Here is a 16,253-nt window from a genome sequence, read left to right on the forward strand (position 1 = left end):
ATAATTTTATCCTACGTTTGACAAGTAAAAACAACCAGTTCTTTAACAGCTTCAGAGTATCTCTCCTCCAGTTTTTGGAAGATTTTTTTAGGGGGTCAATTTAAAATGGCGGATGGGGGTCAGTTTGGGTGGTATTTACAATAGAGAAGTCAGTTTTAGATAAAAAGAAATAGCAACACAGTTCATTGATTTTATGAACATCACTTTTATTCAATTCTTTATAATCTATCATAGGTACTTCTTGTTTTAGTAAGTCCATTCACCATGACTTACAGGTAAACGATTTAATTCTTCTTTATAAAACTTCCATTTAGGTATAAACTTGTCAAGGTATGCAAGGAAACGGTCGTTGTGATGGCGCTCTAATAGGTGTATCATTTCGTGAACTACTATGTATTCCAAACAATATGCTGGCTTTTTAGCCAGTTCAAGATTTACCCAAATGCGTTTCTGTTCTATATTACAAGTACCCCATTTGGTCTTCATTTGTTTTACACCCCAGTCTGCAACTTCTACTCCGATAATCCTTTCCCACTTGACAATGAGTGCAGGTATATGATATTTTAATTGATTGCGATACCATTCATTTAAAATAATTTGCCGTTGTTCTATGCTTGAGTTCGGTCTTACAAACAGGTCAATGTGGGTTTTGGTTTTAATAATGACTTTTGGCGGAGCTTCGTGTTCTGTTACTCTTAACAAATACCTGCGTCCTTCAAAGTAATGGCTCTCCCTTTCTGCAAATGATCTTGGCGACTGTCTTTCCTGTTTCTCGAATTTCCGTTGGTTCTTTTTTATCCAGGATAGTTTTGAAATCGCAAACAGCCGTACCGCTTCATCATCAATAGCTAAAGGTGCGGCAATACGGACCCTGCCTGTTGGCGGATATACAGAAAGGTGCATATTCTTTATGCTTTTTCGCACCACATCAATGGTAAAGTCGCTTATTTCGATTTGATGCATTTTAATATTCCTTCTGGTTAGAAACTAAATCAAATATTTTACGGAGCACGGCTTCGTCTGTTATGCCATATTTTTCTAAAATTTCCTTAATAGCCAATTCAACTTTTCTTCGCTTGATATGTGTGCTTCTCCAGTCATCATCTTTTACATAGCGTACCTGTTCATCCATCAAAATCGATAATTCTTCGTTCTCTTCTAAGTTGTCGTAAAGAGCTTGCTTTGGCTTTGTGTCGATGTCTTTGGGATAAGATTTCTTTGTGTTTGGCTGAATATCCTTTGCCAATTCTTCATACTTTTTCAGCAATTCTTCGTAGGTAATGGCTTCTTCTTTTCTTAATCGTATCAATTCTAAAAGCAGCACACTCATCCTTTCATAATATGCAGGATTTACAGGCATTTCCTGAATAATTGTTTTCCGCATGTTATTTTCAATGGTTTCACTCATGGCCGCTTTGTTGCCTTTGATACTTGCCGGTAATTTGTCTGTGGCTTCTTCAATACCATTTTCAACAATGAGTTGCAGCAAGGTTGCTTCGCCTAAATTGGAAAGTACACGGCTTGGATCGGCTGTGAGATACATATCCAACATCTGACGCATATCGGGTTCGTATTTCTTTAAGTCGATATAGTCGGAGCTGTAATGCTTGATGCTGTTTCGCAATTCAGCATAGTAGTTTACTTTCTCTTTTATTTTGTCGGCTTCAGCTTGTGTGTAACCTGCTTCTACTATTTCAGCGGCAATGTTATTGTAAGCCCTGATTAATGCTACTGTCAATTTGTATAAAGTCAAACGTTTTTCTTCGTTATCCTTCAGATCGTCTTTGTTGGTTGTGTCGCCACAGAAATAGTGATAATACTGTTCCAGTTGTTTAGGTGCAGGCACATCTAAACATAATTGATGCAAGGCTTCAATGGCATCTTCCAGGCGTTCTTTTGCTTTTACTAATCTATCGGTCAACAGGCCTTCTACGTCTTCAGCATCAAAAGCATCAAAAGCATCTGACGTATAATTGGTGATGGATTTATTGAGATTGTCTATCAGGTTTTTGTAGTCAATGATATAACCAAACTCTTTGTAGTAAGGATCGTTTTCTTCTTCTTTACCTAACCTATTAGTACGACAAATGGCTTGAAACAAACCATGGTCTTGCATCTGCTTGTCTATGTACAAATACGTACAATGGATGGCATCAAAACCTGTGAGCAATTTATCAACTACAATAAGCAGCTGCATATTGGCAGGTTCTTCCTTAAATTTCTTTTTGGCAAATTTTTCAAAACTCTCGGCATCTTTAAAACCATAGTCTTTGAGCATTTTTTGGTAAATCTCAAACTGCTCTTTTTTCTCCGTTTCTCCGTTACCAGTTTCTTCTATTTTAATGCTGTTCTCGTTGGGTTCAAAACTCGTGATGATGCCGCATTTCTTTAAACCGAAATTTTGAAATATTTCGTAGTACCTGCATGCTTCATAAATACTTCTTGCTACCAATAGGGCGTTTCCTCTACCGTCTTTTAATCGTGGTTTGGTAATAAAATCTTTTTTGATGTCGAATACAATTTTCTCCAAGCGGCTTTTCGTACTCAACACTTTTTGCATAGTTCCCCATTTCTGTTTCAGTTCTGCTTTGGGCAGGTCGTTCATTCCCTGGGTAACAATTTCAAACCAATCATCAATCCCCTTTTGGTCTAATACGTGTTGGTCAACATCACGGGCTTCATAAAGCAAATCCAAAACAACTCCATCTTTTACCGCTTCGTCAAATTTGTAAGTATGTATATACCTGCCGAAAACCTCCAGACTTTTCTTTTTGTCTTTTTTCAACAAAGGTGTGCCTGTGAAACCAATGAAAATTGAATTTTCAGGCAAGATGCTTTTCATTGCTTTATGCAAATCGCCACTTTGGGTACGATGACATTCATCAATAAAAACCACAAAGTCGCCTTTAGGATGAAAGTCTTTTGATTGCTTTAAAGCTGATACAAATTCATGAGCTGCATTTTCTTCTTTACCTCCAAACTTATGCACAAGGCTGCAAACCAAACGTGGCGAAGTATTATTGAGTATCGAAACCAAATCGCCTCCGCTTTTGGTTCGTTTGATGGTTTCTCCAACGCCCAGAAAAACGCCTTCAATTTGTTCGTCTAATTCAGTTCGATCGGTTACGATCAGCAAGCGGGCTTTAGGGTTATTTTCTAAAATCCATTTTGCCAGCCACACCATCGTTAAACTCTTACCGCTGCCTTGTGTGTGCCAAATGATGCCGCCTTCCTTTTTGGCTATGTATTTCTGTGCTTCTTTGATTCCGAAATACTGATTAGGACGACACAATTTTTTCGTACCAAAATCAAAAATCACAAAATTGTGAATGATTTCCAATAGGCGTTCTTTGTTGCAAAATTGAATAATATGCTTATTTAACAAAATTTCATCGGCATTGTACACATCATTGTCTTCTTTCCATTTTAGAAAATACTTTTCTTCGGTTTTGGTTGTCCCATAATACAAACCATTGCTGTCGTTGCCTGCCAATACCAGTTGAATGGTAGTGAAAAACGGTTTGTTGAAAAGGTGTAATTGATTGCTGATATTTTGCCGAATACCTTCATTCACGGAAACACTTGCTTTTTTAAGCTCTAATATGCCAATGGAAATACCGTTGATGTATAGTACAATATCGGGTCTGCGTTCTTTGGCTCCTTTAATGGTTACTTCTTCGGCAATGGCAAAGTGGTTATTGAGTGGATTTTCCCAATCAATAAAATCAACGTGCTCAGGTCTTCGAATGGCATCTACTTTTTTTGATGTGCCATAGCGGAGCATTGAATACACTTCTTTGTTGGCAGTGTACAGGTCGTCGTTGCTATTGATATTGGCTTCTTTCTTTAAGGCAAAAATGGCTTTGGTAATAAGTTCATCGCTGTATTTGCCTTGCAGAAATTTGCGCAACTCTGCTTCTTCTATATTGCTGTTGCCTTCACGTTCTTCCCAATTGCCTAAATATTCGTACTGCAATTGCTCTCGAAACAATTGTATAATGCGGTTTTGAGTGGCACGTTCTATTTGACCTACTTTGCTCATACTAAACAGATTTCAATAATTTAATAATGGCTAAGGAAGCAGTGTTATATTCTTCCGCAACTTTTTCCTTGCTCATCTTATAAACTATCTTATTATTTAAAACTTCGAAATCGGAAATATCTACAAATCGAGTTATTTCAAAATCAATTACAAATGCACACTCGTCATTACTATAATTGGGTTCATAACAAATACTAATAGTTTCAGCAGCTAGTTTAATTTCAATCTTTGGCCTATTAGATTCGGTTCTTCGCCCATTCACTGAAATATATTTAACATTATAATCTTCCGCACCCAAATCAATATATAGCGTATGAGAATATAAATCAGCGTGCTTCCCACTGAATGTTGATTTTTCTAAAAGTCTGATATCCCATAAACTTCCCCAATCAATCAACCGGTTCTGCAAAAAATTGAGGTTTTCAATGTACTTTTCATTTATGAAAAAAGTTGCCCAGCTATTATTTGAGTAGCTCGCTAATGAAACAGCGGAAATATCCAAAGAAGACGACTCGTCTAAAACTTCCTTTATAAATCTAAGCTTGGTTTGATCGTTAAACACTTTTCTCCAATTGTCTTGTCTTGCACGAAGACCTCTGATGTTTGATTCACAGAATGAAAATTTACTGTTGGAATGTACCAAATAATCACCTTTTGACAGCAATAATCTATGAAATAAAAAATCGTTTACTTCAGGCTGGTTAAATATTCTGATTAACTTATCGCAATAAAACTGAAATTGTTGATAATCTTCTTTATTATCTAAAAGATTGAAGATAAAATCAATTTGACCATAGAAATAAGAGTGATTCTCAACTTCTACTATTTTCTTTTTCCAATTCTCCCCTTTTTTGAAATATCCTATTTTCCTGATTTCTTCCTTTAGCTGACTATCAAAGAATTTAATACTAAAATTCTCTTTACAGATTACTGTCTCAATCTCGTTTTTATGAATTGACAACTCCTTGATGGACTTTATAGCATCGATGAAGTTATCCGGATTTTGGATATAAGTGTTGAAGATGATATTGCGGCATATTCTCATCCATTTTCTAAGTTGTTCAATAGTTTCAGCTTTGGAAACATCAACAGAACTTTCGGATATAAATAATAAAAAAGCGTAAAAGAAAACTCTGTCTGGCAGAGACGGGTTAATACTATCTGATAAAAATATGGAAGGCAATTTAACTTCCTTATCAGCGGTACCTAAAAAAGGGAAAAGAGTAATGTCTTTCAAATTGGCATGCAAAATATCTAACTCAATTTCAGATAATTTCCTCAAACAAGAGAAGGTGAAGTTTAAACTTTCACTGCTAAAAAAAAGCGATTCCTCATACTCAGTTACTGATATAAAGCTTTTTTCTTCTTTGTTTTTATTGATTTTATCTATTAGTTCCCTGTTGATGGCATTTTTATTTTGATTCTCCTTACTTGATGGTTCTTTTTTTGTGCTTAAGATATACTCATAAAGGTTAACACTTTTAATGAAATTATAAATTGAACCATCTACCTCGTAAGAATTTTCAGGCTTATTGCTCCAAAACAAATCCAACCATAGAGTATCAATTTTATCAGACCAATTGTCCTCCGAAATCTTAATCACCTTCGATTTAACGTATTCGTGTAACCAAGACTTGAAATGCTCAAAATCTGTTAATTGCTTTCCTCTTGCATTCATTTTTACATACAACTCATCAGTTTGTTCGTATTGATCCAAATCCAAAAAATCAAATGTTACTCTTCGGTTCTTTGCTAGGTTATACCAGTATGCTGTCAACAAACTTTCATCAGCGTATTTTATCAAATCGTGTATTTCGTCAAGTGTGGTAAGCATTCCTTGCACGGAAGGATCTTTCTTCCAAATACTTTTAAATTCAGGGCTTTCTCCTATAACTTTAGAAATTGATTTGTGTGGCTCAAAGCCTAATGTTGAACTTTTCTTTATCAAAAAATTGCAAAATTCTTTCGTGGTATTTCTGGTTTTATAGCTAAATCCCTTTAGTTGATTTAGAATTTTACTCTTATTTTCAATTTCTATTTTTGCCAGAACGTACCAATGCAAAAGGTAAAGTGTGGTAAGTCTTTGCTGCCCATCTAATGGAATAAAATTGCTGTTAACAGAGTCATTAATGGTGTCAGGCACTTTTATTTTCGGGTCGAAATCAATATTGCATTGGTCCGCATATCCTTTAACTGCCAATAGAATATTTTCAATAGCCTCTTTGTTTCTTGCAAAAATAAGTTTCTGATTTTTGCCATCAATCCTACCATAAACAAAATCAAGATGGAGAGGTTTAGAACCATCTTTTAAAGCATAGATTAAATCTCGAATAAATTTCTTTCTGATTGGATTAATTCTATTGCTTATTCGCCCTTGCGCATAGTCCCTTTGAATAATAGGAATTTCAATTTTATGATTGCTTATGATGTCAGTAAAAGTTATTGCACTACCGTTTGCCAGATTCTGATGCTCCATATTATTCAATGCTTAAAAAGTTTGATAATTGCTCGCCAATTGCCAAAATATAATCCTCACGATCATTTTTGCCCCAATAGGTAAATTGAATATCCTGAACTCCAGTGTTGTAGTATTTTAAAAACACATTTTTTGTTGCAATAGGAATGAATACTTTCACTTTTTCGTTATCTATTTCAATCTCTCCGGCCCCGTCAATTTCTAAAATTGCCCTTCTTTTATTTCTGAAATTATTATTGCCAAGTGATGAATTTGTTCGTGTATCCAATAAACAAAGATTGTCTATATTATCCTTATTAAGGACATTGCTCAATGTATTGTAGAAGCCCAAAAGTTTATCCTTAATTTGACGAAGCTCTTTGGTTTTGAGTTCTTCTAAAAGACTTTTTGACTCATCGAGTTTATCCTTGTCACCGATATCTTCAAGCAAAGACTGTATATCTTCAAGCCAGTCAATAAACTCTTGTTTTTCAGAAAACTCATCGGCATTTTGAGCGTGGATATGTTCCAAAGACCAAGTTTGGATTTTGAGTTTATCAAATGGGAATCGATAATTGAAGTCGCTAATATAGTATGTAGCAATATTAAAAAGGTGCAGGATGATTTTGGTTTCGTCAGAACTTTTGTAATCTAATTTAGCTAACTCAAATTCTGGTTTTTTTAGTTCTTTGGCTATTATCGACTTTAATTGATGCTCAAAGTCTGTCTTGTTTTTAACGTTATTTTTATTGTTATATATATTTATCAAGTCGGAAATAGTTTCTATTTCCAGGTAAACAATAATTCCAATCAGATGATATAGTAATCTGTCTTCATACCATTCTTTTAGTAATTCGAACAAATCTTTCAATTTTTTCCAATTATCTGATGTTTGATCAATGCTATTATTTGATTTTATATAGGAATGGTAAGCAAAAAGAGAATCTTCTGTTGTTTTGGGTTTACCAGAAAGGATATCAAAAAGTAAATCAATACGGTTATACCTTTTTTTATCGGAAGTATCATTGCTAACAAAATACCAGAAACGGTCATCCTGTAATTGAGCCTCAATAATGTTCCATTCTTCTGCAAACTGATTGATATGAATACTTCTGATCTCGAGATTAATTATTTCCTTAAACTTAATCACAAATAATGCTTTTATCAATTCCGCCTGCTCTAACTGTATTTTACCTTGGTTGAAATTGATAAATACTTGCTCGGCATTTTTTAATTGAACTGCAGGTGCTTCAGCTTCCTGTTGTATGTTGTACCATATTACTTTTACGTGTTGCAACAATTTGTCTATTAATATTGCTTGGTCATTACCCTTCGCCCATTGATAAATGAGCATACACGCTTTGAAAAAATGATAATTATCTACATTATCAATTTTCTTATTTTGTTTTACCTGCTGCTTCCAAATAATATTTAGCTCTCGATTAGTTTCTTTAATATTGTCAGGCTGCAAGGTGAACGATAGTGGTTGTATAGTGGCGATGTTTTTCAAAAACAATTCACTCCCAGGTCTTGTTTTGTAAATGAGTTGAAAAGGTAATTGCTCTTTTGCCAACAACGAAAGAATGATGAATGCGGTGGTTAATCGTTGTTGACCATCAATAAGCTCATAAACACTTTCTTTATTTGAAATTTTTTTTTCAGTAATTCGTGGATCTGCTGCGTCTATTTTTTTAACCACAATTGGCTGCAAACAGTAAAACCGAGAACCAATTGCTTCAAACTCTTCAATATCATTGAGTAAATCTAACACCTGCTGCACATCCCATTTGTAGCCTCGTTGGTATGCCTCTACAAAAAAAGTCATTCCATTTAACTCATTAATGCGTTTGAGTGTGAAATTGGTATTTGGGATTTGTGTTTCAGTCATAGCAACTAATTATTTTGTATTGAAAAAACTTTACCGTCAATAAGTATTTTAAAAATGCCATTGTTCTTGCCATCTCATTAAAATATATTCATTTAGGTTGGCCATGTTATATTGGTTATTAGGATTGTTATGGTTATGTGCAAACATGCTGAATCTTGCATTTTTTGAAGGAGTCAGTAATGTTGTAGACCTGATGTTATTCTCTTCGCAATAATGAACAACAGGGGTCCAGAGAGCATTCCAAAATGCACCATTAACTCCATTGGTAATGTATACATTATTTATAGTAGGGTTATTTTGCAATAGACTAATGATGTCTGTAAATACAAAATCATGGAAATTATCAGCAATTGCATTGTCTGCATAATTTCCTATTAGTGCAACATCGTCTGGATCATCTTGATCAGCATCTTTTATGGTGGTTATCAAATCTGTAAGTGCAATTTGTTTGCGGGAACAAAATGCTTTCCAATCAGCATGTACAGCATTAATTAAAGAATGCTCTCCTTGGTAAAGGCGAGGTAATACATCCCAAAAATTATTATTTTGATTACCATGATGGTGATGGGTTCTTCCGTAAAACCATTCTGCATTATTACCAGCCGGCCATTCCGGATTAAACGTTCCCACAATTAAAGTAGTGGGTTCAAAATCTAAATGTTCCAGATTTAGGTAGTCAATGAATTTGTGATTACAAGGCATACTATATTAAATATATTTCTACGTTAATAATATCTGTATCATTATATTTCTAGAAGTTGGCTCTTCTACAATCATAATATGACTCATCTTCTTCTTCATTAACAATATCACTTTCTATATCAGCTAATGTTAATGATAATGCAACACGAAGCTTATGCGCATAGTCCATGGGATATTCCCTTCGTATTAGATAATTAAGTATTGCTACAAATTCTTGATTGTGACCCAAATCTGGATTCCAGTTATTTAAGTGTATCTCAACTTTATTCCCAATAGCCTGATCACATTCTTCTAATTCGATATTAAGTTGATTTGTCAGTTTTTGTTGCTCAATCAAATGAGCTAATTCATGAAGTGCAATCATTTCGGCAAGTTCATCAGGATCTTCATCGTTAAAAGGTAAAAACTTCACATGCAGACCAATTCCTGCATTAAATTCTGTCGTTTCAAGGTGGGTATTATCAAGGTAAAAGCCAAATACTTCGCCGAATTTAATTTGCCCTTTGGCAATAGTGTCTAACTCCTCGTTTCGGATTCCTGAAACAAATTGAATTTCGGATCCTGAAATCTTATAAAACCCTGTATTAACATTTAAGATATCAGGAACATTGAACTTTTCTGCTACGCACCTAAAAACTCCTTCTACATTTTCAATCATACAAGCCATATTTTTCCGATTAATAAATTTTGCATGATACCCATATTAACTTTTATGTACTTTTCTATTCTTTAGCAATTCAAATAATTCTTTCCATACATTTTCGTCCCAATATCCTCTTGCACTGCCGGATGTACTTGGTGCAACAAAAAGTTTAGTTTTTTTTATGATATCTGTTTGAATACCATATTTAATATTCTTAGTCTGTTTTAGACTATAAAATACCCTTGCAGCTTCTTTACCATTGAAACAAACATATTTTGGTTGGTATTTGATAATTTTTTCTTTAAACCCCATCACATCAAAATCGCTACTTTTTAGTTTTGCATCAACACCTTGCGCAAACTTGGCAATATCTGTCAAGCCTATTCTATAATTAAGTAAATCAGGGAATTGACTAGGTAGAAGTTTTATAGGAGTAAAACCAACTGAATTAATAATACTATAAAATTGATTACCAGGTCCTGCATAATATGCTTTCAATTCAGCGGATTTATCTCCTGCTGCAGTACCACAAAAAACAACATCTAAATCTTCAATTAGTAAATCAGGCAGTTTCATATAAGTCGTATTTTCCCCGTTAATAAATTCTGCATCATCCCCAATTTTACTTTTCTGTATTTCTCCAATTTGGTTTCTAAGGCACTTATCTCGGCATCCATATCGGAAAGAATGGTGGCGTTGCGGGTTTGTTCTTCTTTTTCATTTGGTATAGGTAGAAGTATGGACTGTATTTGCTTCCCACTAATATTTGGTTGAGCACCTTGAGCAATTTCTTTAGTCAAATTCTCTTTAAATTTCTCTGAACGAACTATATGAGAAATAAATTCTTGTGATGTTTCATTCTCATTTAATACCACAAATTTGCCAACACGTTGATTTATATATGCAATTCCATCATAATTGTAAATCCCAATTTTTCCAGTTGTGGCACCAGACATTGCAATTAAAACATCACCTTTTTTTGCTACAAATTCTTTGGGGATATTAAAAGGTTCATAGCACACAGAATAGTCAGTATCTACTTTGTTGTTTCCAACATCAGAAATTCTAATTATCGGAACGCCCACATTTTTAAATAACTCACTCTTGAAAGCATATCCTCCTTGCAAATAAATCACCTCCCCCAACTTCTTTACCTCCCAACCCTCTTTTGGTTGCAGCAATTTTTGCATTGCCCCTTGCTTGATGTTGCGTTTTTTGGCAATGAGTTTCTCTAAACTGCTAATCAAGGCATCGGCATCGGATAGGGCGGTGGCTATGGCGATTTGTTCGGCTTTACTTAGTGGTACTGGGAATTTAAAACCTTCCATTTCCCATTTTTGTGTATGAACTAAAGCTGAGGCACCATGAGCATTATCCTCGATATGTTTTGTTAGAACTTTTAAGGCATGATTAAAGAATGACTTAACAATTACATCTTCATTAATCACTATTTTCCAAGTATGATAATTTAAAAGTGCTTTTGTGCCAAACCATATATGTGGTCCAAACGAAGTGCCTCGACTTCCTGACCAAGCAAACAATAGTTGACCATTTTCCACTTCAATTTTCTTGTCATAATGTCCATCATAATAATTGTAGTCATTTGAACCATTCAAATTTTGAATTCTAATTATCGGCAAACCTTCCTTTTTCCATTCAAATGGTTTAAATCCTCTTCCATTGATTAGAACACAGACATCTCTTATACTTTTCACTGCCCAATCACTCGGAATTAAACCTACTTCGGTTTGTTTATATTTCTCTGCTACCAGCTCCATACAAATCCCATGTTTTGAAGGTGAGTACATGTATTAACTACTGATACTTCGTTACTGCTTAGCAGAGAGTTATTAGGCTGAATGATTACAATGGTTTTATGTTTTACTAAGGTTACTGTATCCTGGTTCTTTCTGCTGTTTTTTTCTTTGCAGGGAGTATACAGGCCCGATAAAACCTGCAAAGGGATTTGCAAAGGATCCTTACTTAACTTATTGATATTCATACTTTTTTCCTTTGCAATCATTGCTTTTTTCGTTTGTAAACCCGTTGATGATGGCCCTTTTCGTAGGCAATTTCGATCAGCTCTTTTGTTAACATTTCAGCAAACAATCTGCTCATATAAGATGCATTGCTATTCGGTATATTCAATAGTTTCCGGGCACTTTCATTGTCAATTTCGTCTACACTGTCTAAATACCTCAAAATGGCTTCAACTTGTCTGGCCTTCTCCTGCTTCTTCTGTTTGGAATAAGTTATCTTTTCTTCCGTAGTTTCCAGTTTACTTTTATGGATCAGGTATTTTACATCGGAAGTTTTACCTGTTGACTCGATAAGCTCTAATTCCTGCAGCTCGGATAATATTTTTCGTAATTGGTATTTATTTACAAAGGCGGCACTTTCAAGTTGCGTGAAAGTGAGTTTTTGTCCGGTATAAATAGAGTTCAATACCAACAATTTTTCTAAATCAATATCAACTTTGGTTAACTGCTTATATAAAATAGAAAGCTCGGCCAGTTTCTCAGCATATACATCTGCATCTATTTTTATAATTATTGAGCTTGAAGTTTGTATGGGTTGCGGCAATTGTTTACCCTTGGAAAGCAGGGCGGTAAAAATTTTATCAAAACCACTTCCGGCTTTTTCAGCATAATTGATTTCACGGAATACATCCATAATGCTGGGATTCCTTGGATTGGTTTTACGCAAAAAATTAGTTTCATCAACTCCTTGTGGAAAATGCCCCGGGCTTTCAAACTCCATGTAATTTGGATACTTTCTTATTTCGATGATTTGCTGGCGGCTATAATCCCGGTGAGCAATGGCATTAATCAATAATTCCCGTAAAACCACTTCGGCATAATCTTCAATGTATTCTCTAAACAATCCAAAATGAAACTCTTTTATTTTGGTTTCCGATTTTAACTGGGCAAAGCATTCATCGGCAATTTCTATCAGGTTGCCACTATACTCAAACGGCTTGTAGCTACCATCTTCATAGTAGCGTATGTATTTTATTTGATTAAAAGGAAATTCTTTTAACGCTTTCGTGTTACCAATAAAGAGCACTCCGGCTGTGGTAGGTAGTATTTTTTGATTTTCTTCTTTGATTAACCCTAAGGTTTCTGTAAACTCAATGGATGTATTTTTTAAATAAGGGCTTTGTGGTTTTTGAAGTTTGATCCGATTGTATAAATCTCTTGTTTTCTCAATATCCTGCCAACCGGGGATGGGGTTTCCCTGTGCATCGTTTTGTGTAGATTTAAAATCGAAATGCCAGGTCTTTTGATCATATACAATCAACTCTTTTTCTGCCTGTATAGTATTTAATTCATGTGGCTCAATAGCTCTGTTACCATCATTACTTCTAATTAAATATTCACTTTTACTGGTTCGATGCAATTGCTTGGAAAATGGCACCTCAAGAACCAGTAACGCAATTTGCTCAACTTTTAATTGATGAACTTTAAGGGTGATGCTCGGCGATGTCCGGTCCTGAATTTGTTTAACCAAATCAAATATCTGTTGGTTATTATAACTGAAATCTTTGTTTAGCTCTTTACTGTCGTCCACAATTCCAATAAAGATGAAACCACCTTTTTTATTGGCGAATGCAACTACATCTTTTGCCAGTTCTTCATACTTTGGGGCATAGCTTCTATATGATTTCCCAAAGATATTTTTATCAGAAAGCTCTTCTTTAAAATCTACCAATTCACATTCACCAACTTCTAATAAGTTGTAAAACCATTGAATGCTGTGTTTCGTATACTTTTCCATCAGGATTTTAAATTAAAATGAAAATCCCATCTTTTGAAGGTGAGCGGTTACCTTAGTTTCTAATTCTGCCACTTCCATGGTTTGTTTGGGCAGGGGCGTTTCGTATCGTTCTGCCAGTTCTTTTATTCGTTGGGTAAGGCGTTGGCTGATGCGTTCCATTTCTGTTTTTACACTGCGTTCAATACTTGCCATCCATTTATCGTCCACAACCAATTGTTTTATTTCGGTTTCGGTGAATGTTTTGTATCGTGCCAATGTTATTTTATCCAACTCGGCTTCTGCTTCTTTTATTTTTTTATTGAGCTCAGTTTGCTTTTCAGTTAATTCTAAATACTGTTCTAACACTGCTTGTTCTCCATAAGCAGTTTCTGCTTCAGCAGCCATAGCCAAGCTTTGCTTTGATATTTTGGGTTTACTTGCTAAAATTTCTTTCAGTCGTTTTTGCACATTGGCTTTGTTTACCTTGTCGAAATCAGAAAAATAACCTTCGTCTCCACTTTGTTCTTCTTCGAGTTCCTGCAAGGTAGAAGCAACCGTTTCTCTTTCAGCTTCCAGTTTTTCAATGGCTTTTTTCTCTGTTAAAAAGTAGCGGTCAATTACCAACGCTTTCGGCACCAAATCGCAAGCCCAGCCCTTGTCCACCTGTTTATCATCCTTCCCTTTTACTTTAGTTGTAACAATAATCCGATAAGGTTCTGCCTTCCATCCATCCACGGCTATCAAATAACAATCGTCTTGCATGGTGTCATTCCAATAATTCATCAAATGCTGGTACACATCGTATTTATCCATCAGGGCTTTGCCTGTGTAGGTTTGCAATACATCTTCCGAAATGTTGTGAATGGTTTGTTTGGGTTTAATGCCAATCGTCAACGATTTTAAGAAAGTCGTATTTCGCATTTTCCACTCCGCAAATAAATTGTCCATTTCCTGGCTGAATGTTACAAATTCGGGATGCGTAAAAATTTCATTTTTCAATTGGCTATGGCTGATTGTTAATTCCGAAAAGCCTTTGCGTCCATCTTTAAACAATTGCTTTCTTAATGATGGATAAACATTCCAATAACTACTTAATGCTTCAATATCTGCATTAGGAATACCACCCTGCAAATGGGCTTCAATATCTTGTATGTCTTCTATTTCCTGGCTATCAATGTATCGGGGAATGTTTAGATTGAAATCATTTTTTGGATCGCTTATTTCTTTGTACGATACAAAACGACTGAACTTTGGCACTTCAATTTGCTTATTGAATACATCGGTTATTTTATGAATATCCTGTTCACGCAAACGGTTTTTATTACCGTCTTTGATAAAACCTTTGCTTGCATCTACCATAAAAATGCCACGTTCCTCTTCCGATAAATCTTTAGTGGCTTCGGCATTTTCCATATCTATCACAATCACACATGCAGGAATACCTGTTCCGTAAAACAAGTTGGCAGGTAAACCAATAATGCCTTTGATGTAGCCTTTCTCAATAAGGCTTTTACGAATTTCGCTTTCTACATTTCCTCTAAACAAAACACCGTGTGGCAAAATACATGCCCCTTTTCCCGTGCTTTTTAGTGATTTGATAATGTGTAACAAAAAAGCATAATCGCCATTTTTTGCAGGCGGTATTTTTTCGGTATCAAAACGATTGTAAATATCATTGGCTGGATCAAAACCATCTGTCCAGTTTTTAGAGGAGAAAGGTGGATTAGCTACGACAAAATCGAACGTTTTTAAATTACCCAATTCGTTTTTATGCAAAGGATTGGAAAGGGTACTTTGTCCTTTTTCAATTACCGCCTCAGGGTTGTTGTGTAAAATCATATTCATACGAGCCAAGGCAGCGGTTACTACTGTTTTTTCCTGTCCGTATAAATTTACTTTAGCTTCTGTTTCTTCGGCAACTTTCAGTAACAGCGAACCCGAGCCACAAGTAGGATCATAAATGGTTTGTTTTTCTTTGGTTACTTTTTTTACGGCAATCACTTTTGCCAAAACTCTACTCACTTCGGCAGGGGTATAAAACTCGCCTTTACTCTTACCGCTTTCCGAAGCAAAATGCCGCATGAGGTATTCGTAAGCATCGCCTAAAATATCATCGCCTTCAGCTCTGTTTTTACTAAAGTCTAAAGCAGGATTTTCAAAAATGGTAATCAGGTCGGTGAGCTTGTCCACCATTTCCTTGCCTTTGCCCAGTTTCTCTTCATCCTGGAAACTGATTACATCAATTACATTCACCAGATCATTTTCCTTCGCCAATGCGCTGATGGCAACATCTATTTTTTCGCCAATATCTTTCTGCCCCTTCAGTTCTTGCATATCCTTAAAGCTTCCGCCTTTCGGAATTTTTATCAAACCATTTGGATCGTTGGCATACTTATCACTCACATATTTTACAAACAACAACACCAAAACATAATCTTTGTATTGGCTTGGCTCCATGGAACCCCTCAACTTGTCGCAACTTGCCCACAGGGAACTGTATAATTCTGATTTTTTAATTGCCATTAGATCTTCGTCTGTTTTGGTTACAACAATATTTTTCTAAAGTTTAAGTATATGCTTTACTCAATGTTACCGGTGTATATGCCATTACAAAAGCCTACTGAAATACCTTAATTCCAACAGCCAGTCATGCGATTATCAACTATAATTCAAATAAAAAACGATCAATCGATTCAGTACGGCAATATTCATATTTTTTTGTAAGGCTTTTTATTTTAGCATTCAAAAAACGGCAACTGTTTATTTT

10 protein-coding genes are annotated in these 16,253 nt (G+C 35.2%); all 10 read right to left on the reverse strand.

Annotated features, from left to right (window positions below):
* Positions 1 to 246: 246 nt before the first annotated feature.
* Positions 247 to 963, reverse strand: a complete 717-nt coding sequence (locus tag VK159_RS09440; protein WP_324229886.1) for a SprT family zinc-dependent metalloprotease — start codon at positions 961 to 963, stop codon at positions 247 to 249.
* A gap of 1 nt (position 964) precedes the next feature.
* On the reverse strand, positions 965 to 4,042 hold the full coding sequence (locus tag VK159_RS09445; protein ID WP_324229887.1) for a type I restriction endonuclease subunit R: 3,078 nt from the start codon (positions 4,040 to 4,042) through the stop codon (positions 965 to 967).
* Between the two features lies 1 nt (position 4,043).
* Positions 4,044 to 6,518: a GmrSD restriction endonuclease domain-containing protein gene (locus VK159_RS09450; protein WP_324229888.1), complete on the reverse strand. Its 2,475-nt coding sequence runs from the start codon at positions 6,516 to 6,518 to the stop codon at positions 4,044 to 4,046.
* 1 nt (position 6,519) lies between these two features.
* Complete coding sequence (locus VK159_RS09455) at positions 6,520 to 8,385, reverse strand: DUF262 domain-containing protein (RefSeq protein WP_324229889.1); 1,866 nt, start codon at positions 8,383 to 8,385, stop codon at positions 6,520 to 6,522.
* A gap of 48 nt (positions 8,386 to 8,433) precedes the next feature.
* Positions 8,434 to 9,087, reverse strand: coding sequence for a hypothetical protein (locus VK159_RS09460; RefSeq protein ID WP_324229890.1), 654 nt, complete (start codon positions 9,085 to 9,087; stop codon positions 8,434 to 8,436).
* Between the two features lie 49 nt (positions 9,088 to 9,136).
* Positions 9,137 to 9,745, reverse strand: coding sequence for a hypothetical protein (locus tag VK159_RS09465; protein WP_324229891.1), 609 nt, complete (start codon positions 9,743 to 9,745; stop codon positions 9,137 to 9,139).
* A 45-nt stretch (positions 9,746 to 9,790) separates the two neighbouring features.
* Positions 9,791 to 10,306 (reverse strand): mismatch-specific DNA-glycosylase, encoded by a 516-nt coding sequence (locus VK159_RS09470; RefSeq protein ID WP_324229892.1) that lies wholly within the window; start codon positions 10,304 to 10,306, stop codon positions 9,791 to 9,793.
* The gene (locus tag VK159_RS09475) at positions 10,303 to 11,508 is read right to left on the reverse strand and encodes a restriction endonuclease subunit S (protein ID WP_324229893.1); all 1,206 of its coding nucleotides are present in this window, start codon (positions 11,506 to 11,508) and stop codon (positions 10,303 to 10,305) included. Before VK159_RS09475 ends, VK159_RS09470 begins: the two co-directional genes overlap by 4 nt.
* Before the next feature lie 241 nt (positions 11,509 to 11,749).
* Positions 11,750 to 13,507 carry an RNA-binding domain-containing protein gene (locus VK159_RS09480; RefSeq protein ID WP_324229894.1) on the reverse strand — a complete coding sequence of 586 codons (1,758 nt, stop codon included), beginning with the start codon at positions 13,505 to 13,507 and terminating at the stop codon, positions 11,750 to 11,752.
* A gap of 12 nt (positions 13,508 to 13,519) precedes the next feature.
* A complete protein-coding gene (locus VK159_RS09485; protein WP_324229895.1) occupies positions 13,520 to 16,009 on the reverse strand; it encodes an N-6 DNA methylase in 2,490 nt (829 codons plus the stop codon).
* Positions 16,010 to 16,253 lie beyond the last annotated feature (244 nt).

This window comes from Lacibacter sp., assembly GCF_035299325.1.
Taxonomy (GTDB): domain Bacteria; phylum Bacteroidota; class Bacteroidia; order Chitinophagales; family Chitinophagaceae; genus Lacibacter.